At 43.5% G+C, this 19980-nt stretch carries 26 protein-coding genes; 23 read left to right on the top strand and 3 right to left on the bottom strand.

Annotation, left to right across the window (positions count from 1 at the left end; genetic code table 11):
- Window positions 1-141: 141 nt before the first annotated feature.
- The 3 genes from AYJ08_RS03195 to comA are packed head-to-tail and all read right to left on the bottom strand — an operon-like array spanning window position 142 to window position 2182.
- Window positions 142-612 carry a DUF441 domain-containing protein gene (locus AYJ08_RS03195; RefSeq protein ID WP_031414310.1) on the bottom strand — a complete coding sequence of 157 codons (471 nt, stop codon included), beginning with the start codon at window positions 610-612 and terminating at the stop codon, window positions 142-144.
- A gap of 38 nt (window positions 613-650) precedes the next feature.
- Complete coding sequence (locus AYJ08_RS03190) at window positions 651-1370, bottom strand: 2-phosphosulfolactate phosphatase (RefSeq protein ID WP_064016557.1); 720 nt, start codon at window positions 1368-1370, stop codon at window positions 651-653.
- Window positions 1361-2182 carry a phosphosulfolactate synthase gene (gene comA, locus AYJ08_RS03185; RefSeq protein WP_031414313.1) on the bottom strand — a complete coding sequence of 274 codons (822 nt, stop codon included), beginning with the start codon at window positions 2180-2182 and terminating at the stop codon, window positions 1361-1363. Before comA ends, AYJ08_RS03190 begins: the two co-directional genes overlap by 10 nt.
- 154 nt (window positions 2183-2336) lie before the next feature.
- Here comA and AYJ08_RS03180 point away from each other — a divergent pair, with 154 nt between their 5' ends.
- The 23 genes from AYJ08_RS03180 (at window position 2337) to AYJ08_RS03070 (ending at window position 19917) form a co-directional block, all read left to right on the top strand.
- Window positions 2337-2603: a YqhV family protein gene (locus AYJ08_RS03180; RefSeq protein WP_064016556.1), complete on the top strand. Its 267-nt coding sequence runs from the start codon at window positions 2337-2339 to the stop codon at window positions 2601-2603.
- A 54-nt stretch (window positions 2604-2657) separates the two neighbouring features.
- Window positions 2658-3149, top strand: a complete 492-nt coding sequence (locus AYJ08_RS03175) for a CD1247 N-terminal domain-containing protein (RefSeq protein ID WP_064016555.1) — start codon at window positions 2658-2660, stop codon at window positions 3147-3149.
- Between the two features lie 137 nt (window positions 3150-3286).
- Window positions 3287-4249 carry a stage III sporulation protein AA gene (spoIIIAA, locus tag AYJ08_RS03170; RefSeq protein WP_031414316.1) on the top strand — a complete coding sequence of 321 codons (963 nt, stop codon included), beginning with the start codon at window positions 3287-3289 and terminating at the stop codon, window positions 4247-4249.
- Window positions 4237-4755, top strand: coding sequence for a stage III sporulation protein SpoIIIAB (gene spoIIIAB / locus AYJ08_RS03165; RefSeq protein WP_031414317.1), 519 nt, complete (start codon window positions 4237-4239; stop codon window positions 4753-4755). Before spoIIIAA ends, spoIIIAB begins: the two co-directional genes overlap by 13 nt.
- Window positions 4756-4771: 16 nt before the next feature.
- On the top strand, window positions 4772-4975 hold the full coding sequence (gene spoIIIAC, locus AYJ08_RS03160) for a stage III sporulation protein AC (protein WP_003337900.1): 204 nt from the start codon (window positions 4772-4774) through the stop codon (window positions 4973-4975).
- Window positions 4976-4989: 14 nt separating this feature from the next.
- Window positions 4990-5379 (top strand): stage III sporulation protein AD, encoded by a 390-nt coding sequence (gene spoIIIAD / locus AYJ08_RS03155; protein WP_003337898.1) that lies wholly within the window; start codon window positions 4990-4992, stop codon window positions 5377-5379.
- Between the two features lie 19 nt (window positions 5380-5398).
- Window positions 5399-6583 (top strand): stage III sporulation protein AE, encoded by a 1185-nt coding sequence (gene spoIIIAE, locus AYJ08_RS03150; RefSeq protein WP_064016554.1) that lies wholly within the window; start codon window positions 5399-5401, stop codon window positions 6581-6583.
- Window positions 6584-6593: 10 nt separating this feature from the next.
- A complete protein-coding gene (spoIIIAF, locus tag AYJ08_RS03145; RefSeq protein WP_064016553.1) occupies window positions 6594-7310 on the top strand; it encodes a stage III sporulation protein AF in 717 nt (238 codons plus the stop codon).
- 30 nt (window positions 7311-7340) lie between these two features.
- Window positions 7341-7979, top strand: coding sequence for a stage III sporulation protein AG (gene spoIIIAG / locus AYJ08_RS03140; RefSeq protein ID WP_003337895.1), 639 nt, complete (start codon window positions 7341-7343; stop codon window positions 7977-7979).
- 15 nt (window positions 7980-7994) lie between these two features.
- Window positions 7995-8687 (top strand): SpoIIIAH-like family protein, encoded by a 693-nt coding sequence (locus AYJ08_RS03135; protein ID WP_064016552.1) that lies wholly within the window; start codon window positions 7995-7997, stop codon window positions 8685-8687.
- 179 nt (window positions 8688-8866) lie between these two features.
- Window positions 8867-9379, top strand: a complete 513-nt coding sequence (gene accB / locus AYJ08_RS03130; RefSeq protein WP_064016551.1) for an acetyl-CoA carboxylase biotin carboxyl carrier protein — start codon at window positions 8867-8869, stop codon at window positions 9377-9379.
- A gap of 16 nt (window positions 9380-9395) precedes the next feature.
- Window positions 9396-10751, top strand: a complete 1356-nt coding sequence (gene accC, locus AYJ08_RS03125) for an acetyl-CoA carboxylase biotin carboxylase subunit (RefSeq protein ID WP_064016550.1) — start codon at window positions 9396-9398, stop codon at window positions 10749-10751.
- 65 nt (window positions 10752-10816) lie between these two features.
- Window positions 10817-11248 carry an Asp23/Gls24 family envelope stress response protein gene (locus tag AYJ08_RS03120; RefSeq protein ID WP_003337891.1) on the top strand — a complete coding sequence of 144 codons (432 nt, stop codon included), beginning with the start codon at window positions 10817-10819 and terminating at the stop codon, window positions 11246-11248.
- 105 nt (window positions 11249-11353) lie between these two features.
- The gene (amaP, locus tag AYJ08_RS03115; protein ID WP_003337890.1) at window positions 11354-11923 is read left to right on the top strand and encodes an alkaline shock response membrane anchor protein AmaP; all 570 of its coding nucleotides are present in this window, start codon (window positions 11354-11356) and stop codon (window positions 11921-11923) included.
- A gap of 12 nt (window positions 11924-11935) precedes the next feature.
- Window positions 11936-12148, top strand: a complete 213-nt coding sequence (locus AYJ08_RS03110; RefSeq protein WP_003337889.1) for a DUF2273 domain-containing protein — start codon at window positions 11936-11938, stop codon at window positions 12146-12148.
- 15 nt (window positions 12149-12163) lie between these two features.
- The gene (nusB, locus tag AYJ08_RS03105; protein WP_064016549.1) at window positions 12164-12574 is read left to right on the top strand and encodes a transcription antitermination factor NusB; all 411 of its coding nucleotides are present in this window, start codon (window positions 12164-12166) and stop codon (window positions 12572-12574) included.
- Between the two features lie 16 nt (window positions 12575-12590).
- On the top strand, window positions 12591-13568 hold the full coding sequence (locus AYJ08_RS03100) for a tRNA (adenosine(37)-N6)-threonylcarbamoyltransferase complex transferase subunit TsaD (RefSeq protein ID WP_064016548.1): 978 nt from the start codon (window positions 12591-12593) through the stop codon (window positions 13566-13568).
- A 95-nt stretch (window positions 13569-13663) separates the two neighbouring features.
- The gene (gene folD / locus AYJ08_RS03095) at window positions 13664-14515 is read left to right on the top strand and encodes a bifunctional methylenetetrahydrofolate dehydrogenase/methenyltetrahydrofolate cyclohydrolase FolD (RefSeq protein ID WP_064016547.1); all 852 of its coding nucleotides are present in this window, start codon (window positions 13664-13666) and stop codon (window positions 14513-14515) included.
- 25 nt (window positions 14516-14540) lie between these two features.
- The gene (gene xseA / locus AYJ08_RS03090) at window positions 14541-15896 is read left to right on the top strand and encodes an exodeoxyribonuclease VII large subunit (RefSeq protein ID WP_064016546.1); all 1356 of its coding nucleotides are present in this window, start codon (window positions 14541-14543) and stop codon (window positions 15894-15896) included.
- Window positions 15886-16137, top strand: coding sequence for an exodeoxyribonuclease VII small subunit (xseB, locus tag AYJ08_RS03085; RefSeq protein WP_003337884.1), 252 nt, complete (start codon window positions 15886-15888; stop codon window positions 16135-16137). The genes xseA and xseB overlap by 11 nt, the downstream gene beginning before the upstream one ends.
- A 1-nt stretch (window position 16138) precedes the next feature.
- Window positions 16139-17035 carry a polyprenyl synthetase family protein gene (locus AYJ08_RS03080; RefSeq protein ID WP_064016545.1) on the top strand — a complete coding sequence of 299 codons (897 nt, stop codon included), beginning with the start codon at window positions 16139-16141 and terminating at the stop codon, window positions 17033-17035.
- A gap of 153 nt (window positions 17036-17188) precedes the next feature.
- Window positions 17189-19075, top strand: a complete 1887-nt coding sequence (dxs, locus tag AYJ08_RS03075; RefSeq protein WP_064016544.1) for a 1-deoxy-D-xylulose-5-phosphate synthase — start codon at window positions 17189-17191, stop codon at window positions 19073-19075.
- A gap of 8 nt (window positions 19076-19083) precedes the next feature.
- Window positions 19084-19917, top strand: coding sequence for a TlyA family RNA methyltransferase (locus AYJ08_RS03070; RefSeq protein ID WP_064016543.1), 834 nt, complete (start codon window positions 19084-19086; stop codon window positions 19915-19917).
- The last annotated feature ends 63 nt before the right edge of the window (window positions 19918-19980 follow it).

The following is a 19980-nucleotide window of genomic DNA, read 5'->3' as shown; positions in this document are numbered from 1 at the left end:
CATAGAAAAATGGGCTGATCACATACAAAAATACACCCGATCCTATAGCATTGGAAAGCTTAGAAGAGACAAACAGAGCTCCTAAGAACCAATGTTAGATAAGCGGGTGTATTTTTACCTTCTTCTTGTCATACCTAACCCTCACATTGCTTTGCCTATCCAGTCCAATAGTTTCATGAAAAAAGCTGTTATACCAGCAGCCATTAAAGGACCTACAGGCACTCCTCTAAAAAATACAATCCCAATAATAGAACCAATCACTAAACCTACAATTAACTGAGGGTCAGCACGCAGCATATCCAGCCCTTTTCCGTTTAGATGGGTAGCTAATACACCTCCTATCAATGCCATAATCCCGACAACGGTGGTAAACAGTGGAGTTACATCCTTAAGCGATACCTTTTCACTGGCAAACGGTACGAGAACGGATACGGTTAAAAAGAGAAGGCCCAATTCCAGACCACGTCTCTCCACAGTCGGAAATAGGCGTTCTAACGAAGTTAATTTTAGAACCAACAATAAGCTAGCTGCGGTAGCAATGATAGGAGAACGACCAATCAGGCCAATAATGATGAGTACTACCAACATAATTTCACCGCTTGTGACATGCATGCTTCATCGAACCCCTGTCCTGTGTCTTCCTCTCAAACTTATGAGCCAAGCAGGGGGAGTATGCATTTTTCCTTACATACAGGAACGATTTTATAAAGATTGAGCTGACTAGCCATTTCGATATCTTCCTGATAATGATGCTGCTGTAGACGTTTTCCTGTCTTGCTATTCATCATCACTTGTAAGAGTGAAGGGGCAAATGTCTGATAGGCCGCTCGCATTGCTTCCGCTAAATCACATACCTCGATGGAGGGGAGAAAACGCTTCGCCTCCTCCGCTAAGTAGCCAGCACACAGACCATCCTCTAAAGCGAATTCCATTCGGGTCCCAGAGCAATACAAGGTGATATCGCGCTTTAATTGAAGGGCTTGAGCTATACAAGCTGATGCATTTAGAAAAGAAGCGATATACAAATTCTCAGCCTTCTCGGCCTTTTGCATGGCACGGGTACCATTTGTAGTGGTTAACACTAGATGAGGAGTCTGTTCCCAATTTACCTTTTTCATAGCAATAGGAGAATTATTTTCATCAAACGAGGTGATTTTTTTGCAGTGGCGTTCCCCAGCTAGAACAGATTCAGATGTTCGTAGAGCCAGTGCTTGCCTAATTGTCTCAGTAGCACTAACGCCCCGACAACCGTGAGCCAGAGCGCTGACAATCGTGCTAGTGGAGCGGAGTACATCAATAACGATGACGGTTCGATGTATGATCTGTTCCACTCGTATTTCTTCAACGGTGGGGACCAGCTCTATTCGCATACCAATCTTCTCCTGTCTTCTAATACCTGATAGGCGGTATCACCACGCAACCCACGACGCAGGGTTTCAAGAGATAAGAGGTCTGCAGGAGCAATGTTTCCTAGATTAGCGTCAAGTCCGATTGTCTTTAGCAAGCCGACCTGTTGGGGTTTCTGCGGAGCTTCCCAGATTAGCCTAGTTGCTAGCGTAGAGGCTTGTTGTATGACTTGACGTACGAATTCTGAATCAATTTCGCCTTGTTTGTTATAAATCCCCACATTACCGCTTTCACGTGCTTCCACAATGACATAGTCGGCACCAGCATTCACGTCTCCCACGAGTGTTGACAGGAGCATTTCCTGATCAGCACGGAAGGTACTCGCCTTTTGACCATATTCTGAAAATACGCGAAAGCCCATTTCTCTAGCCATCGAAATCGCGTCATGCCTTTCTTGAGTGGAAATAGGCAAACTTCCATCTGAAATTTCTACTGCGTTAAATCCAGCATCGCGAATACGTTCCAGATATGTCTTAATCCCATCCTGTGTATAGGCTATTTCAAAAAAGGTTCCGCCCGGCATAACCGCAATATCTAGAGAGAGAGCTAATGTTAGCTTTTCTTCTAGCACAGAAAAAGGATAGAGAACAGAGGTTCCGAAGCCTAGTTTATAAATATCAATGTAGGAGGAAGCAGTGTGTAGCAAGTCTTTCATGGCGTGCAAGCCTAATCCTTTGTCTATTACCATGGTAATACCGGTACGACGTGGCTTACATTCTCGGGTACAGGATGGATCTACCCATTGAGTCGGCCAGAACGCAGTCTCTTTTTCCATTCGTAAGCTCTCTCCAATCCATAGGCATTTGTTTTACCATATGCAGTCTGTGTCTACATGGTCGAAGGGGTATAAGCCTATCTATTTTTGATTGCGAAAAGGACATAACAGCGGACAAGTTGCATAGAGTGGGTAAGAGAAGGGAGAGACGTGCATGTGGGAAAAGGCAATTATTGGGATGGCGTCCCTACGATTGTTGTCCGGCAGTTTGGAAATTATTGTAGCTTTGCTCATCCTTAAGGTAAACCAAGTTGAAAAAGCATTGATCTATAATACCGGCTTAGCGTTGGTTGGTCCCTTAATCTTGCTCACAACAACTACGATTGGAATGGTAGGTATTTCTGACAAATTATCTCTTGCGAAAATACTATGGATTTTTATTGGGGTAACTTGCATTTTGATTGGCGTAAAAAGTAAATAGTGCTTGATGGTTCTGGGGAATACTACCCACTAGCATAAGTGAGGAGGTATTCTTATGGAACATGTGGAACAGCATTTGGCTTATTTACAAGGATTACTGGAGGGACTGGACCCAGAACTAGCAGGGTTGGAAGAAAAAGCCTTGTACAGACTTGTACAGCTTTGTGATGATTTGGTAGCGGAAATGAGAACGATCCATGTACGTGTAGAAGAATGTGAACAATATGTTGAGGCTGTAGACGAAGATTTAACCGATCTGGAGTACCTGTTATACGATGATGATGAATTTTATGAAACGGTATACGAAGACTATCAAGAAGCGATGAATTACAGAGAGCGATTCTCCGATTTGGATGACTCGGACGAAGCGTATTATTACGAAGCGCTGCACGATACAGATAGGAAAGGGACCGTTTCACATGTCCACGAATTAGAATGTCCTCAATGTAGAGAGGTTTTAATGGTGAAAGAAGAGGTTGATCCTGAGGGCTATCATTCCTATGAAATAACCAATCGCTCTCATCATGATGTTCATAACCCTTCCTAGTTCATTTCTACATGCATAAGATTAGGTCACTCTAGTAATGGAAAAAGTTGTACTAGTTTTCCTTGGCTTGATAGTCATAAATGTTGTCCCTTCCTGCATAGGATGAGATAAGTCTGAGTGGACAAAGGGGAGACTTTATGAAACATATCTTGTCTTTGTTGCCGACAGAGATTCGCGCCGTGATAGCCGCTCTGCCTGTAAAAGTGCAAGAACATGTAGAAGAGATTCGACTAAGACAAAACTTACCGATCGAGATTCGTTACGGACATCAGGCTAGTTATGTAACACCTACAGGTCAGCTAACAGCCAATTTTCGCCAAGGGTGGATGTTTCGTGAGGATTCTAGCGTGAAATTGCTTAATCAGATTAGTCAGCACTCGCTTTATGCGCTGGAGGAAGAATTAAGACGTGGCTACATTACGGTTGTCGGAGGACATCGTATCGGTATCGCCGGCAGGGTTGTGTTAGAGCATGGAGATGTTAAAGGAATTCGAGATATTACCAGTTTTAATATAAGGATTGCCCGCGAGAAAAAGGGAGTTGCCAGGGACATTCTAGCCTATTTATTTGATCAGGGGCAATTCCAATCAACATTGGTGATCTCGCCTCCTCAATGTGGCAAAACAACATTACTTCGTGATTTGGCAAGAAGCATTAGTTACGGGAATGAGTGGTCTTCTAGCAAAAAAGTAGGGATTGTGGACGAACGCTCCGAAATAGCTGGATGCTACAATGGAATTCCTCAACGAGACGTAGGGCCGCGCACCGATGTGTTGGACGCTTGTCCGAAAGCGATTGGAATGATGATGATGATTCGTTCCATGTCACCTGACCTGATTGTGGTGGACGAAATCGGAAGACAGGAGGACAGCGAAGCGATATGGGAGGCGTTGCATGCAGGGGTGGGAGTGTTATGCAGCGCTCACGGAATTTCGCTTGAAGATATCGCGAAGCGGCCTACGATTTCTCGTTTAATCAAGGAAAGAGTCTTTAAACGGTACGTGATTCTTAGCCGCAAGCACGGAGCCGGCACAATTGATGGACTATACGATGAACACTTGCGATCGATTCAAAAGGAGAAGGTCATATGCTTAAGATAGGAGCAGCCATCGTAGTGCTAGTGTCAGCCTCTCTGATTGGTATCCAGCTTGGAAAGCGTTATAGCGACCGAGTGAAAGAATTAAGAGCTTTGCTTCACTCCTTGCAAATGCTAGAGACGGAGATCGTGTATGGAGCCACCCCCCTCTCGCTAGCCTTTGAAAAAATTTCTGTTCGAGTGACCCACAGCATTGGGAATCTGTACAAGCGGGCTAGTGAGCTATTACAGACAAAAGCAGGCGAATCCACTCAAATAGTCTGGCAAACCGCATTAGAGCAGACGTGGAGCTTAACTGCGCTGCGAAAAGAGGAGAAGGAAATTTTAAAGAACCTAGGCTATGTGATGGGAAATTCTGATCGAGAGGACCAAAAGAAACATCTGCAACTAACAGTCTTTCATTTACGAGGTTTAGAAGAAGAGGCCAAGGAAGAACAGCTCAAGTATGAAAAAATGTACAAAAATTTAGGATTTTTAGGCGGACTTCTCATTGTCATATTAATGATGTAAGAGCGAGGTGTGGGGCGTGGGCTTTGATTTGACTCCAGTGTTTCAAATTGCCGGCGTTGGATTTATCGTTGCGATAATTCAGACGGTGCTAAAAGCCTCAGGAAAGGAAGACATTGCTCAATGGGCGACGTTGGTCGGATTTATCATTGTGTTGTTTATGGTAGCGCATTATCTAGGTGATTTATTTACCGAGGTCAAACGAGTCTTCCTTTTTAATTAGGGGGTGAGGAGCCGTTGGACATTGTACAAATTGTCGGTCTGGGCTTAGTAGCAACGCTTCTCGCCCTTGTTATCAAAGAACAAAAACCCTTATTCGCCTTTTTGCTGGCTATCGTAAGCGGTGTCATCATTTTTACCTTTTTAATTGGCAAGATATCTGATGTTATTCGTGTTTTGGAAAAGTTAGCTGTCCATGCAGACCTCAACCTTGTGTTTCTTAGCACGATTCTAAAGATTATCGGGATTGCTTACATTGCCGAATTTGGAGCGCAGGTGACAAGAGATGCTGGACAAGGGGCAATCGCCTCCAAAATTGAATTAGCTGGCAAAGTGCTTATTCTTGTCATGGCTGTTCCCATTATTCAAATCATTATTGAAACAGTCGTCAATTTACTGCCTGCTTAAAGGGAGGTGAGGATGAACGATGGCACACAGATGTACCCTCCTGCTCCTGTTTCTTCTGCTATTCTTTGCAAATGGTGCCATCGCAGCATCATCAAATCCCGAGAATTTTTCTCCAGTGGAAAAAATGGTCAAGCAGCAGACGGAGCATTTAAATCTACAACAAATTGAGACCTTTTGGAAAAAGACATTGGATCAGTATGAGGGGTACCTGCCAGATCTGAAACAAAAAGGCTTCATGCAATTGCTGATGGAGGATGGCAGTTTGTCACCATCAGGGATGCTTAAAGGTATTTTAAAATTCTTCTTTCATGAAATTCTGATGAATGGGAAGCTACTCAGCTCGATCATCATCATTACGGTATTCGCGATGCTACTAGAATCCATGCAAAATGCTTTTGAAAAAAATACAGTATCCGTCGTAGCTTACGCTATTGCTTATCTGGTTCTGATGGTGCTTGCGATGAATAGCTTTCATGTGGCGATTACCTATGCCAAGGGTGCCATTCAAGGGATGTCAGACTTTATGCTTGCCATGATACCGCTTGTACTTGCCTTGCTTGCTTCCATGGGTAACATGGCCTCAGCAGCTATGTTCCATCCTATTATTGTCTTCATGATCAATATAAGCGGGTTTCTCATTTCCACGATCATTTTTCCGCTTTTATTTCTCTCAGCCATGCTGTCTATTGTGAGTCTATTTTCAGAAAGATATAAAGTAACACAGCTCGCGATCTTGCTTCGAAATGTAGCTATGGGAGTGATGGGTTCCTTTTTAACAATCTTTCTTGCCATCTTGAGCATTCAGGGAGCTACCACAGCAATGGCAGATGGGGTCACGATTCGCACAGCAAAGTATATCACAGGTAATTTTGTACCTGTGGTTGGGCGAATGTTCACGGATGCAGCAGATACCGTCGTAAGTGCTTCTGTTCTTGTTAAAAATGCAGTGGGACTGGCTGGTGTGATCATTCTGCTCCTCTTATGTGCTTTTCCAGCTATGAAAATTCTGATATTGGCCCTTATCTATAATTTTTCCTCAGCGATACTGCAACCGTTGGGAAATAGCCCGATTATCAAAGCACTAGGTACTATCGGTAAAAGTCTGCTGTATGTTTTTGCAGCCCTAGCCACAGTTGGATTGATGTTCTTTTTAGCCATTACCATCATTATTGCAGCTGGAAACATATCCTTGATGGTTCGGTAGGTGAAATGAAATGGAATGGTTGAATCTCTGGTTGCGAAAGGTTGTTCTGCTAGTGTTGTTAGCCGCCTTTCTGGATCTTATTCTGCCCAATACGAAAATACAGCAATACGTGAAAATGGTGATGGGGCTTATTATTTTGCTAACGATCATGTCGCCAGTCTTCTCTATATTTCAAATTACTCCAGATGAAATAGCCACAAAAATTGGCATTTACCAAAACGAGCAGAACAAGAAAAAGCAAGAGAAACAGTCACAGTGGGAGCAATTAACCCAGAAATTAATTCAAGCCAAAGATGATCAAATGAACCAATATGTCTCCTCGCAATTAAGCAATCTGCTTGCTGAAAAGGTAAAGCTGACTTTTGGGGTGACGCTCTCAGATGTAGCGATTCGGTTTGCATCGCATGGCACCAGGGAACAAGCAATAAAAGAAATCACGGCAACGATTGGGCCAGATCAACCTCCTACAAATAAAGCCCGGCAAGAACGGAAGGAAGGGATAAATCCACCTATTGAAAAAATTAAGCCGATCCAATCTGTAGAGATAAATCTAAATAATCAACAAGAGAGAAGTGAGAGAAAGGATGAAGCCGTAGTAGCTTCTGCTTCGGTGGCAAAACAAGACCCGCTTCATGGAGAGATTGCGGCGTATCTAGCCAAGGAATGCGGTGTGGAAATAAAGCAGGTCCAAATAATTGCTCCCAAACAGGAAGCGGAAAAGCGCTGATTGGGCGGTATCTGAAAGGGGGGACCCATTATGCTGAATTCATTAAAGAAACTGATTCAATCCAAGGATGAGCCAAAAAAGATGAAGCCGCTACATTATTTTATTATCCTGCTTTGCTTAGGCGCGGCATTCATGATCTTTACAGATTTTTTGTCGTTCACTCCAGATATAGCACGAGAGCAAGAAGGTACCTATAGTTCTGTACAGCCTCCTGATGATCCGGTTAAAAGCGCTCCCGCTTTCTCTTCTCATGCAACAGGTGGCGATTTAATTCGAGAATACGAGAATCGTTTTGAGACCCAGCTCAAGGATATTTTAGAAAAGGTAACAGGAGTGGGCTCTGTAGAAGTGATGGTGAATCTCGATTCGACTCCAGAAGTGGTGGTAGAGAAAAATCGAGAACAACGACAAGCCACTACAAACGAAACCGACAAAGAAAAAGCGACTCGCGCTCAAAGTGACCAATCCCGCAACGAACAGGTAGTAATCATGAATGGTTCCAAACAAGAACAGCCTGTCGTAGTGAAAACCTTAAAACCTAAAGTGAGAGGAGTGCTGGTTGTAGCAAAAGGAGCCGAAAACATTCAGGTGAAAGCTTGGATTACAGAAGCCGTGCAGAAAACATTAGAAGTACCTGCTTATAAAATTTCTATTTTGCCCAAAAAATAGTAGGAGGGATTTCAAATGATTTTACGTAAACAAACAGTCTGGTTGTTAACAATGCTTGCGGTAATGGTCGTGCTGTCCGGATATTATATGGTTAAAGGTCCAAACGATCAGGTGCCGGCAACCACTGATCATAAAGAAGCACAAAAGGAAAATCAATCGATCACAGGAATTGAAGTAGATACCAAGCAATTAGACCAGCCAATGCCAGATGCAAAAGCTGTTGAAAGCAAAGGTGCAGTAGATAAAGCTACAGCACAGTCTTCTGGCAAAGATGCTGAGAAGGCGAATCAAAAAGCCGCCAATAAAACTCCAGATACAGCCACAGTACCCGATACGACGACATTGCCCGCACCAGAAGCAGCCGATGTTTTCCAAGGATATAAGCTGAAACGAGAAGCGATGACCCAATTACAAAAGGATGAGCAAACAGCTATTATGACCAACTCCAATTCGACTCCCCAAGCGATAGCAGAAGCAAATGCACGTTTAGAGGAGTTATCCACGCTTGAGCAACAAACACTAGCGTTAGAAGAGCTAATCAAAACAAAGGGCTATAAGGATTGCGTAGTAAATACCCAAAAGGACAGCGTCAGCATTATTGTGCAGAAGGAAAAGGTCGATTCGAAGGAAGCAATTAAATTGATTGCTCTTGCCAAACAACATTTAAATGTTCCAGGTAAAAATATTACAGTTAGTTTTCAACCCTAAGGGGGAAAAAAGGATTTCTTTCTCGAATTTAGTTAAGAATGAGAAAGAAATCCTTTCTTGACGTTCGCGTGACAAAAAGTTACCATAAATTTTATGACCAGCTCATAACATGCAATCATAATCGTCATTCTAATCGACAAAAGAGCTAAATTATTGAATGAACAAAGGGGTGCTAGGTAGTGTTTAAACTGCATGAGATCCGTGAAATTATCAAATTGCTGGACCAATCCTCCATTAAAGAATTTGAGCTTGAGGCGGATGGCTCTAAGCTCTCTATTAAAAAAAGCGGCGGAGTAGAAGCAGCTCAACAAGTTGTTGTACGCTCTGAGCCTGTTGCTTATACATCAGCTCCAGCCGAGCAACACACACCGAAAATGGAAGCTGCTGTTGCACCACAACAAGCTACGGCAGCACCAGCTGTTGCGGCTCCACCAGTAGAAAATGAGGCTAATTTGCATAAAATTGTTTCACCAATGGTAGGGACATTCTACACATCTCCAGAACCAGGAGCACCAGTCTATGTAAATCCGGGTGATCGAGTTACGCCAAATAAGGTTGTATGTATTGTAGAAGCAATGAAATTATTCAATGAAATCGAAGCAGAAGTGACTGGCGAAATCGTTAAAGTCCTAGCAGAAGATGGACAACTAGTAGAATACGGTCAACCTTTATTCTTGGTAAAGGCACAATAATTGGAGGAGAAACGCGATGTTTCAAAAGATTCTCATTGCCAACCGCGGTGAAATTGCCGTGCGCGTTATCCGTGCATGCCGCGAATTAGGTATCCAAACGGTTGCTGTATACTCTGAGGCAGATCGAGAAGCCTTGCATGTAAAGCTCACGGATGAGGCTTACTGTATAGGACCTACTGCTTCGAAAGACAGCTATTTAAATATGGCAAGTATCATGAGCGTTGCGACCAAAGTGGGAGCAGATGCGATTCATCCAGGATATGGATTTTTAGCAGAGAATGCTGACTTTGCTGAGATTTGCTCGGCTTGTAACATCACTTTTATCGGACCAGATCCAGAAGCAATAACTGGTATGGGAGATAAATCCACAGCTAAAGATACCATGAAGCGTGCAGGGGTTCCTACTGTACCTGGTACGGACGGGCTGATCGAAAGCATTGCTGAAGCTTTGGATACGGCAAAAGAGATTGGATATCCTGTTATGGTCAAGGCTACGGCAGGCGGCGGCGGTCGAGGCATGCGAGTAGCTGTAGATGAAGAGGATTTAGAGAAAGCAATTCGTCAAGCACAAAATGAAGCAAAAACCGCATTTGGAAATGCTGGCGTTTATTTAGAAAAATTCGTTGAAGGTCCTCGTCACGTAGAGATTCAAATCATGGGCGATAAGCATGGTAATGTGGTTTACCTTGGAGAACGTGACTGCTCCATTCAACGACGCCACCAAAAATTAGTCGAAGAAGCTCCATCTCCAGCGCTAAGTCAAGAGCTGCGCAAACAGATGGGAGAGGCTGCTGTAGCTGCCGCTCAAGCTGTAAATTATCATGGTGCAGGTACGGTAGAATTCCTATTGGACAAACACGGCCAATTCTACTTCATGGAAATGAATACTCGTATACAAGTAGAGCATCCGGTAACTGAAATGATTACAGGGATAGACCTTATTAAAGAGCAAATCAGTGTTGCATATGGCAACCATTTGTCCTTTACACAAGACGATATTGTCTTGAATGGCTGGTCCATTGAGTGCCGTATCAATGCTGAAAATCCGGCAAAGAACTTTATGCCATCACCGGGTAAAATTGAGGGCTACCTAGCGCCGGGTGGGTTTGGTGTTCGGATTGATAGCGCTGCATACCCTGGATATACGATTCCGCCTTACTATGATTCCATGATTGCAAAGGTAATCGTTTGGGGAAAAACGCGTGAGGAAGCTATCGAGCGCATGAAGCGCGCTTTGCAGGAATTAATGATCGAAGGCGTTCATACGACAATTCCTTTCCACTTAAAATTATTAGAGCATGAAGTTTTTATCAGTGGACAATTTGATACAAAATTTTTAGAGACATACGATCTTCATTTGAATGATCTCTAGGATGTTTGCAAAAAATCACACCCCGCTGTTATAATGAGGTGTAATTGAAAAGGGAGGTGCGAAGCGTGGAATTCATAGATGCAGAAGAGACAAAATCAGAGCTTGGAAAAATCCAGATCGCTCCCGAAGTCTTGGAAGTTATTGCTGGTATGGCATCTGCTGAAGTTGAGGGAGTTGCCCATATGAGCGGTGGATTGGTTGGAGATTTCGTTGAAAAGTTAGGGAAAAAAAACGCAGCCCGAGGAGTACGTGTAGAAGTAGGCTCCAAAGAAGCAGCAGTTGACGTTTCCATTATCGTAAAATACGGCCATCGAATTCCTGAGGTAGCTCGAAACATTCAAGATAGCGTGCGGAACGCGATTGAAGCGATGACTGGGCTATCAGTGGTGGAAGTAAATGTACATATCATCGATGTTGAATTAAAATCCGAGGAAAAAGTACAACCAGCAGCAACTCCACCTGCTACACAAACGGAAGAATATCAGCGGGTTCGATAAACCTTATTAGGAGTGCCCCCAGCTTAGGGGGCATTTTTCCTACTGGTCGAGCATGCTGATCAGAGTTCTTTGCTGGTTGATGTTTCCTACAAAGGAGAGGCGCGCATGAATCTTTTTGACCGGTTTATCCTAACAATTTACAGTATTGCGCTCACTGCGGGCTCAATTATTGCGATTGGTGTCATTACTCGTCTAATTCAGCCGTACTATGTAGAAGCGGTGCTTCGTGAATTGTATAATGCGGATATGATTAACATTCCCTATCTAATTGTAGCTGTCATCTTCTTGGTGATTAGTGTTCGGTTTATTTTCAGTGCGTTTCCACAGCGAAGGGTACGAGAAGAAAAAGGGATTTACCAACGCAATGAGAATGGAATGGTAAATATCAGCTTTGCAACAATCAAAGCGATTGCAGAACGCGCAGGGCGAAAGGTTCGTGGTGTTCGCGATCTTACCACCACAATTCGCTCAATGGAAAACGGGAATGCGATCATTTTGAAAATCACTGTAGATGGTGAATCCCCAATTCCTGAAATGACGCAAACGTTGCAAACCGAAGTAAAACAGCAAGTGGAAAGCATCGCTGGCGTTGACATCGCAGAGGTGACTGTTGTGGTAACGGAAGTCGTCTCAAAGGAAAATAATGTCGCCGTTCGAAACAGAAAGTTGGATTAGAGGGTGAATAGGATGCTTTGGGAGTTATTATGGGAACATAAGGGGAAACTGTTAGGAGTTCTGGCTGGTTTTCTTTTTGGTATCATTTATTTGATAGTAGGCTTCTGGAACACGCTGGTTTTCATCGTGTTTATTGGGACAGGCTACTTTATCGGACAAAAACTGGATCGAAAAGAAGACCTGCGAGAAATTCTCGATCGGATTTTACCTGGCAAATTTAAATAGTAGGTGACTAAGTACATGAAACGCAGAATTGCACGCGAAAAAGCGGTTCAAATCCTTTTTCAAATCGACATGGCTGAGGTTGAGCTACACCATGCTTTACAGATGGTAATGGAAGACAGCTCACAAGATAATAAATACCTTTTGTACCTGGTAGAAGGCACATTAAATAATTTAGATTCCATTGATGAAGCAGTAAAACAATATCTGCGTGGGTGGCAATTGGATCGTATTGCAAATGTAGATCGAGCGATTTTACGCCTTGCCTTTTTTGAATTGATGTTTGAAGAGGGAGTACCTGCCCGCGTAATAGTGAATGAAGCGATTGAGCTAGCGAAGCTGTTTAGCGACAATCAGTCTTATCGTTTTGTGAATGGCGTGCTGTCTAATTATCTGCAAAGCAATGAAAGAGTAGAAACTCAAGAATAAATGATAGGTGAAGCGAATGAAAAACGTGATGGTAGGAATTGACACCAGCAATTATCGGACATCGCTTTGCCTTGCTACAGAAGACGGTGAGATTGTCGCAGAAGCCAAAAAACTCTTGCGTGTGAAAGAGGGAGAACGGGGTTTGCAACAATCGGAAGCCGTCTTTCAGCATGTGATGAACCTTCCTGAACTTTGTGATCAACTAAAATTACAAGAGTATCAAGTAAAGGGGATATGTGTGAGTGAAAAACCTCGTCCTAAAGACGGGTCCTACATGCCTGTTTTTAAAGTGGGTGAAGGTCTAGGTAAATCACTTTCTTTATTTTTGCGTGTCCCTCTTTATCTGACAACGCATCAGGAAGGTCACATCGCGGCAGGCGAGTTTACTGCTATTGACCGACCAGCTAATGATCGATTTTTAGCTGTCCATTTATCTGGAGGAACCAGTGAAATTCTTTCGTGCCAACGGATTGAAACAGGCTACCAGATAGATATCATTGGAGGAACGATCGATCTGCATGCGGGACAACTGGTAGATCGCATTGGAGTAGCATTGAAACTGCCTTTTCCTGCAGGCCCTTATCTGGAGGAACTGGCAAAAGAAGTAGATCGCGAAGAGACCTCACTAGAGGAGTTCAGGGTATCCTCTTCTGTAAAAGGACTTACCTTTAGCTTCTCTGGTCCAGAAAATGCTTTATTACGAGCAATTAAAGAGAAACTGGCAACTCCAGCTCAGATTGCACGTGCAACGGAGCAGTGCGTGGCTAACAGTTTAGAAAAAGCCTTGCGCAATGCGATGGAGGCTGGCCACGGTCGAGAAGTTCTGATTGTAGGTGGTGTGGCTGCCAACCTATACATACGTGAACGCTTGATTAAGCGACTCGAACATCCAGCGGTTAAGGGCAAACTCTTTTTCTGTGACCCTGCTTATACAGGTGATAATGCCTATGGTGTGGCTATGCTAGGGTGGATGAAAGCTAAAGGCGAACATTAAAAGTTTTTTTGTTAAAAAAATTCGTCTTTACACCTGTATCCTCTTTCCGCTACACTTACTGTATACAGATGAACGAATATGGAGGAGTGACAAATATGACAGCCCAAGTAATCAATGGTAAAGAGTTTGCAAAATCATATCGTGAACGAATCAAACAAGAGGTGGCAGAACTAGTTGATAAAGGGATTCAACCTGGTTTGGCTGTTGTTTTAGTTGGTGATGATCCTGCTTCTCAAACGTATGTGAACGGTAAAATCAAAGCGTGTGAAGAAACGGGGATTTACTCTAAGTCATTTCGTCTTGAAAGTAATGTAACACAACAGGAAGTAGTGGATTTAGTAAAGGAATTAAATCAAGATCCGAACATTCATGGGATTTTGGTACAATTACCTTTACCAAAGCATATGAACGAGGAAGCAATTATTGATACGATTTCCCCGGAAAAGGATGTAGATGGCTTTCATCCGATCAGCGTTGGGAACTTAAGTATTGGCAAAGAGACGTTTCTTCCTTGCACGCCACATGGTGTGATTGAGCTGATTAAAAGTACAGGAATTAGTATGGAGGGTAAGCATGCTGTAGTAGTCGGCCGCAGTAATATTGTAGGGAAACCCGTTTCATTATTACTGTTACATGAAAATGCTACGGTTACTATGTGTCATTCTCGTACTAAAAACCTAGAGGAACATACTCGTCAGGCAGACATATTGGTGGTTGCAGTAGGAATCGCTCACTTAATCAAGAAAGAGCATGTAAAGGATGGCGCTATTGTCATTGATGTTGGAATGAATCGCCTAGATGGCAAGCTGACTGGAGATGTTTTGTTTGATGAAGTGAAGGAAGTAGCGAGTCATATCACTCCAGTTCCAGGTGGCGTTGGTCCAATGACAATTACAATGCTCATGCAGAATACGGTCATCTCAGCAAGGCGTAAACTGACTGTATAATTGTAGATAGAGGAAGGGATCGTTTATGAAGCCAGCAGGGGTCATGTCTGTCGCGGAGTTAAACCGCTATGTGAAGCGTATGATGGAGGGAGATCTTAGACTAGCTGATGTTTGGGTTCGTGGAGAGATATCCAACTTTACGCATCATCACAGCGGTCATATGTACTTCACGTTAAAAGACAAGGATTCACGGCTTAAAATCGTGATGTTTGCTAGCTATAACCGTTTCCTTACATTTATACCGAAGAATGGAACCAAAGCAATTGTGCGTGGTTCCATTTCTGTATTTGAAAGGGACGGAGCATATCAATTATATGCAAGAGAATTACAACCCGATGGGATAGGAGCTTTGTTCCTTGCTTTTGAACAATTAAAAGAAAAACTGCAGCAGGAAGGTCTGTTTGCTTCTGAAAGAAAGCGGGCTTTACCGAGGTTTCCGAAAACAATCGGAGTGGTTACTTCACCTACAGGAGCAGCGATACGAGATATTATTACTACAATTAAGCGCAGGTACCCTCAAGCAGAAATTATGCTTGCTCCAGCAATTGTACAAGGTGTTGAGGCCCCTGCTTCTATCATCCGTGCCATCAGACACATTAATCAGTATCAAGTGGATGTTATGATCGTGGGTCGAGGAGGGGGTTCAATTGAAGAGCTTTGGGCATTTAATGACGAGGCCGTTGCCAGAGCTATCGTAGCTTCTCAAGTACCAGTAATCTCAGCAGTTGGCCATGAGACAGATTATACAATTGCAGACTTTGTTGCTGATATCCGAGCGGCCACACCGACGGCGGCAGCCGAGTTAGCCGTACCTCATTATTTGGAGTGGCTGGAGAGAATTAAACAGCTAGATCATCGACTGGCTCGTGCTCTCCAAACGCAGCTTCAAGAGAAGCGCACCCATTTACAACGATTACAGCAATCGTATGGGCTAAAAAATCCGTTGCGCCGAGTAGAAGAGCGACGACAGCGAATTGACGAAGTAACACTACGTCTTAGTGCTATGGTGAAAATGAAAGTAGTCCGTAAACGTGAGCAAGTCAGCCATGTGAAAAAACGGCTAAAACAAATTCGATTGGAGCGACAGGTGGCAGAAAGACGAGACCAAGTCAACCGAATGGAGAGCCAATTAACACAGTATATGAAACAAAAAACGGAACGATCAAGGCAAGCATGGCTGTCTTTGGTCCAGCATTTGGATGCCTTGAGTCCGTTAAGGGTTATGCAACGTGGCTTTAGCCTATCCTATAAAGATGATGCATTAATCAAATCTGTTGAAGGAATTGAAGTGGGAGATCAGCTCATGATACGATATCAAGATGGGAAGATCATGACAACGGTAACAGACATAGAGCGAAAGGAAGAGAACCATGGCTCGTAAAAAAGCAGCGCAGGAAACAGAGCTTTTATTTGAAGAAGCAATGCAACGGCTGGAAGAAGTGGTGCGTCAGCTAGAAGAAGGCGATGTTCCTTTAGAGAGAGCGATTGAGTTGTATCAAGAAGGAATCCAATTATCTCGTCAATGTGCAACAAAGCTAGATGCAATTGAAGCCAAGGTGATTCAGCTTCTAGACCAAGACGGCAGCATATCCGAGCGTCCGTTCCATGTGGAGGAGGACTAGCATGAGTTTTAGTCTGAAGGATTATTTAAATGAAAAAATTGCATTACTGGAAGCTGAATTACCAAGAGCACTATCTACAGAAGGCGTTCCTGCCGAACTGTACGAATCAATGCACTACTCATTGATGGCTGGTGGGAAGCGGTTGCGTCCCATTCTTGTTCTAGCGGTACTGGAAGCGTTTCATCAACCAATTGAACGTGGCCTTCCATATGCGATAGCCTTAGAAATGATTCACACTTACTCATTGATTCATGACGATCTCCCTGCCATGGATGATGATGATTTACGTAGGGGTAAACCGACTAATCATAAGGTATTTGGTGAAGCCACTGCTATTTTAGCAGGAGATGCCCTACTGACAAGAGCGTTTGGTCTAGTGGCTAGCTCTTATCTACATCATCCCGAGGTTAAAGCTGAAACAACTGTCCAATTGATAGCTGAGCTTGGGCAGCGTGCCGGTGAACGAGGGATGGTAGGTGGCCAGATGGCTGATATTATGGGAGAAGGCAAACAGCTTTCCCTTGAGCAATTAGAGTATATCCACTTACATAAAACAGGCGATCTGCTGGTTGCGGCTTTGCGAGGCGGAGGATATCTGGCAGAAGCAACACCAAAGCAATTGCAGGCCCTAACCAATTATGCTGTTAAGATCGGACTAGCCTTCCAGATTAAAGATGACATTTTAAACGTTGAGGGAGATGCGGCATTGCTTGGTAAAGCTGTAGGAAGTGATGCGAGTAAAGAGAAAGCTACATATCCTGCGTTACTTGGACTTGCTGAATCCAAACGACGTCTAGCTTTGCTTGTCAAGGAGGCTCAAGCTGAGCTTGTAGCAGTAGAGATTAATCATCCTGCTCTCTTTGCACTAGCGGAGTATGTGATGGAGCGTGTAAGCTAGCATGAAGGATTTTTGCCTAAAGAGAGATATCATTACTCTCTTATGGTTTTTTACATAAGAAAAGGATATAATGCGTGTACGTGTAATTTTTTGTGAAGCATTATGTATGATTAGTATGGAAGGTTTGCGACTTAGTGAAAGCGAGGGGTTACAGTGTTGCTTGAAAACATGAAGAGCCCAGATGATCTCAAGCATTTGACAATCTCCCAATTACAGCAGTTGTCCGAAGAAATTCGTCGGTTCCTGATAGAAAACCTCTCTAAAACAGGGGGGCATTTAGCTCCTAACCTAGGAGTTGTGGAGCTAACGATCGCACTACACTATTGCTTTAACAGTCCAAAGGATAAAATTTTATGGGATGTTGGCCATCAAGCCTATGTACATAAAATTTTAACTGGACGAAAAGATGATTTTCCGACACTGCGTCAATATAAGGGATTGTGCGGTTTTCCAAAAATGGCGGAGAGTGCTCATGATGTTTGGGAAACAGGGCATAGCAGCACTTCGTTGTCAGGTGCCATGGGCATGGCGAGCGCCCGCGATTTGAAGAAGGAAAATTACCATGTGATAGGTGTTATTGGAGACGGTGCATTGACAGGCGGTATGGCTTTTGAAGCCTTAAATCACATTGGTCATGAAAAGAAGAATGTAATCGTGGTCTTAAATGATAATGAAATGTCCATCGCACCAAATGTAGGTGCTATGCATAACTATCTGGGCAAATTACGTACAGATCATATTTATAATAGAGCTAAGGATGAGGTGGAAAGCCTACTCAAGGCGATTCCCGCTGTAGGGGGCAAATTGGCTCAACTGGCTGAAAAGGTCAAGGATAGCATGAAATACATGCTTGTATCCGGCATTTTATTCGAAGAGCTGGGCTTTACGTACATTGGTCCTATTGATGGACATAACCTAGAGCTTGTGATTGATTCACTGCGTACAGCTGCGAATACACGTGGACCGGTCTTATTGCATGTGATCACCAAAAAAGGAAAAGGCTATCTGCCAGCGGAACAAAACGCAATGAAATGGCACGGAACAGATACCTATAAGATTGAATCTGGTGAAATGATTAAAGCCGTTGCTGCTTCGCCTGCCTACAAGAGTGTATTTGCTGATACGTTAATTAAGCTAACACAGCAAGACGATCGTATTGTAGCGATTACACCGGCTATGCCAGATGGTTCAGGTCTCTTAAAGTATGCTTCAGTATATCCAGAGCGAATGTTTGATGTGGGGATTGCTGAACAACATGCTTGTACATTCGCCGCTGGGCTGGCGACACAAGGAATGAAGCCGTTCCTGGCGATTTATTCCACCTTTTTGCAACGTGCCTATGACCAGTTAATCCATGATGTTGCTCGAATGAAGCTACCAGTTGTTTTTGCGGTAGACCGTGCTGGTTTGGTAGGAGCTGATGGAGAGACGCACCAAGGTGTTTATGATATTGCTTTTATGCGTGCCATTCCCAATATGGTCATTATGGCTCCAAAAGATGAGAATGAAATGCAGCATATGATGAAAACAGCGGCAGAATATGATGGTCCTATTTCCTTCCGCTATCCGCGCGGAAATGGTCTTGGTGTCAAAATGGATGAAGAGCTCAAGGCCCTTCCAATCGGTCAGATGGAAGTAGTTAGAGAGGGGAAAGGCGTAGCTGTTCTTTCATTTGGGCATATTTATGACGTCGCGGAAAAAGCCATTAATCTTTTGCAAATGGATGGCATCATGCCGATGTTTGTCAATGCACGTTTTTGTAAACCATTAGACGAGGAATTGCTCTTGCGTCTTGCCAAGGAAAATATGGATATTGTTACTGTCGAAGAGGGCTGTGTACAAGGTGGCTTTGGCAGTGCAGTCATGGAATTTTATGCGGAACAAGGCTATCATAATATGGTAGTGGAACCGATGGGGATTCCCGATTATTTTGTTGAGCATGGAAGTGTTAAGGAGCAACGACAAGAAATCAGTTTAACAGCGGAAGCGATCGCTGCACGTGTACGATCCTTGCTACCAGTAAATAAACAGAGGGCTTAATAACGACTATGAAAAAAGAACGATTAGATGTCTTACTTGCAGATCGAGGTCTTTATGAGACCCGAGAAAAGGCAAAACGAGCCGTTATGGCAGGGCTTGTTATTGTTGCGGGTGAAAGATGCGATAAACCAGGTACAAAATTTCCAGAGGATGTTGCTATTCAAGTAAAAGGTGATCTTCATCCATATGTAAGCCGGGGTGGGCTTAAGCTGGAAAAGGCTATTAAAGAGTTTCAAATTGACTTAACCGATCGGATTATGATGGATATTGGCTCGTCCACGGGAGGCTTTACGGACTGTGCCCTGCAAAATGGGGCACGAAAGGTTTATGCCATTGATGTAGGCTACAATCAACTAGCGTGGAAATTACGTCAGGATGAACGAGTCGTTGTCATGGAACGTACGAACTTCCGCCATATGGACCCGGCTACTTTTGAACACGAAATGCCAAACATGGCTTCGATAGATGTATCATTTATTTCATTAAGGCTGATTTTGCCAGTACTGTATACGTTTTTACAAGAAGGTGGACATGTACTAGCATTGGTAAAGCCACAATTTGAAGCAGGTAAAGAAAAAGTGGGCAAAAATGGAATCGTCCGGGATGCCAGTGTGCATCGTCAAGTCATAGAAGAGATCGCCGGATTTGCTACGACATTAGGCTTTCAAGTAAAGGGTGTCAGCTATTCGCCAATCACGGGAGGAGAGGGAAATATTGAGTTTCTTCTCCATCTTTATAAACCGCGGGCTGATGAGCGTGTTGTAGAACAGGATGAGCCGTGGTGGCTTCCACGTATTGAAGAAGTTGTCGTCGAGGCACATCAGCAATTGAGTAAGATGTAAGCAAATGAATAACAGAACCTCAAATCATTTTCTAATGAATTTGAGGTTTTTTCTTTATCTGAA

Origin of the sequence: Brevibacillus sp. SKDU10 (assembly GCF_001645205.1) — a bacterium.
Taxonomy (GTDB): domain Bacteria; phylum Bacillota; class Bacilli; order Brevibacillales; family Brevibacillaceae; genus Brevibacillus_B; species Brevibacillus_B halotolerans.
Note: the sequence above shows the minus strand (reverse complement) of the source record. Positions and strands in the feature narration are given on the sequence as shown.

Bases quoted from the DNA above. Each gene is read 5' to 3' on its own strand.
- AYJ08_RS03195 (WP_031414310.1), bottom strand. From the start codon at position 612: ATGCATGTCACAAGCGGTGAAATTATGTTGGTAGTACTCATCATTATT.
- AYJ08_RS03190 (WP_064016557.1), bottom strand. From the start codon at position 1,370: ATGCGAATAGAGCTGGTCCCCACCGTTGAAGAAATACGAGTGGAACAG.
- comA (WP_031414313.1), bottom strand. From the start codon at position 2,182: ATGGAAAAAGAGACTGCGTTCTGGCCGACTCAATGGGTAGATCCATCC.
- AYJ08_RS03180 (WP_064016556.1), top strand. From the start codon at position 2,337: ATGTGGGAAAAGGCAATTATTGGGATGGCGTCCCTACGATTGTTGTCC.
- AYJ08_RS03175 (WP_064016555.1), top strand. From the start codon at position 2,658: ATGGAACATGTGGAACAGCATTTGGCTTATTTACAAGGATTACTGGAG.
- spoIIIAA (WP_031414316.1), top strand. From the start codon at position 3,287: ATGAAACATATCTTGTCTTTGTTGCCGACAGAGATTCGCGCCGTGATA.
- spoIIIAB (WP_031414317.1), top strand. From the start codon at position 4,237: ATGCTTAAGATAGGAGCAGCCATCGTAGTGCTAGTGTCAGCCTCTCTG.
- spoIIIAE (WP_064016554.1), top strand. From the start codon at position 5,399: ATGGCACACAGATGTACCCTCCTGCTCCTGTTTCTTCTGCTATTCTTT.
- spoIIIAF (WP_064016553.1), top strand. From the start codon at position 6,594: ATGGAATGGTTGAATCTCTGGTTGCGAAAGGTTGTTCTGCTAGTGTTG.
- spoIIIAG (WP_003337895.1), top strand. From the start codon at position 7,341: ATGCTGAATTCATTAAAGAAACTGATTCAATCCAAGGATGAGCCAAAA.
- AYJ08_RS03135 (WP_064016552.1), top strand. From the start codon at position 7,995: ATGATTTTACGTAAACAAACAGTCTGGTTGTTAACAATGCTTGCGGTA.
- accC (WP_064016550.1), top strand. From the start codon at position 9,396: ATGTTTCAAAAGATTCTCATTGCCAACCGCGGTGAAATTGCCGTGCGC.
- amaP (WP_003337890.1), top strand. From the start codon at position 11,354: ATGAATCTTTTTGACCGGTTTATCCTAACAATTTACAGTATTGCGCTC.
- AYJ08_RS03110 (WP_003337889.1), top strand. From the start codon at position 11,936: ATGCTTTGGGAGTTATTATGGGAACATAAGGGGAAACTGTTAGGAGTT.
- nusB (WP_064016549.1), top strand. From the start codon at position 12,164: ATGAAACGCAGAATTGCACGCGAAAAAGCGGTTCAAATCCTTTTTCAA.
- AYJ08_RS03100 (WP_064016548.1), top strand. From the start codon at position 12,591: ATGAAAAACGTGATGGTAGGAATTGACACCAGCAATTATCGGACATCG.
- folD (WP_064016547.1), top strand. From the start codon at position 13,664: ATGACAGCCCAAGTAATCAATGGTAAAGAGTTTGCAAAATCATATCGT.
- xseA (WP_064016546.1), top strand. From the start codon at position 14,541: ATGAAGCCAGCAGGGGTCATGTCTGTCGCGGAGTTAAACCGCTATGTG.
- xseB (WP_003337884.1), top strand. From the start codon at position 15,886: ATGGCTCGTAAAAAAGCAGCGCAGGAAACAGAGCTTTTATTTGAAGAA.
- AYJ08_RS03080 (WP_064016545.1), top strand. From the start codon at position 16,139: ATGAGTTTTAGTCTGAAGGATTATTTAAATGAAAAAATTGCATTACTG.
- AYJ08_RS03070 (WP_064016543.1), top strand. From the start codon at position 19,084: ATGAAAAAAGAACGATTAGATGTCTTACTTGCAGATCGAGGTCTTTAT.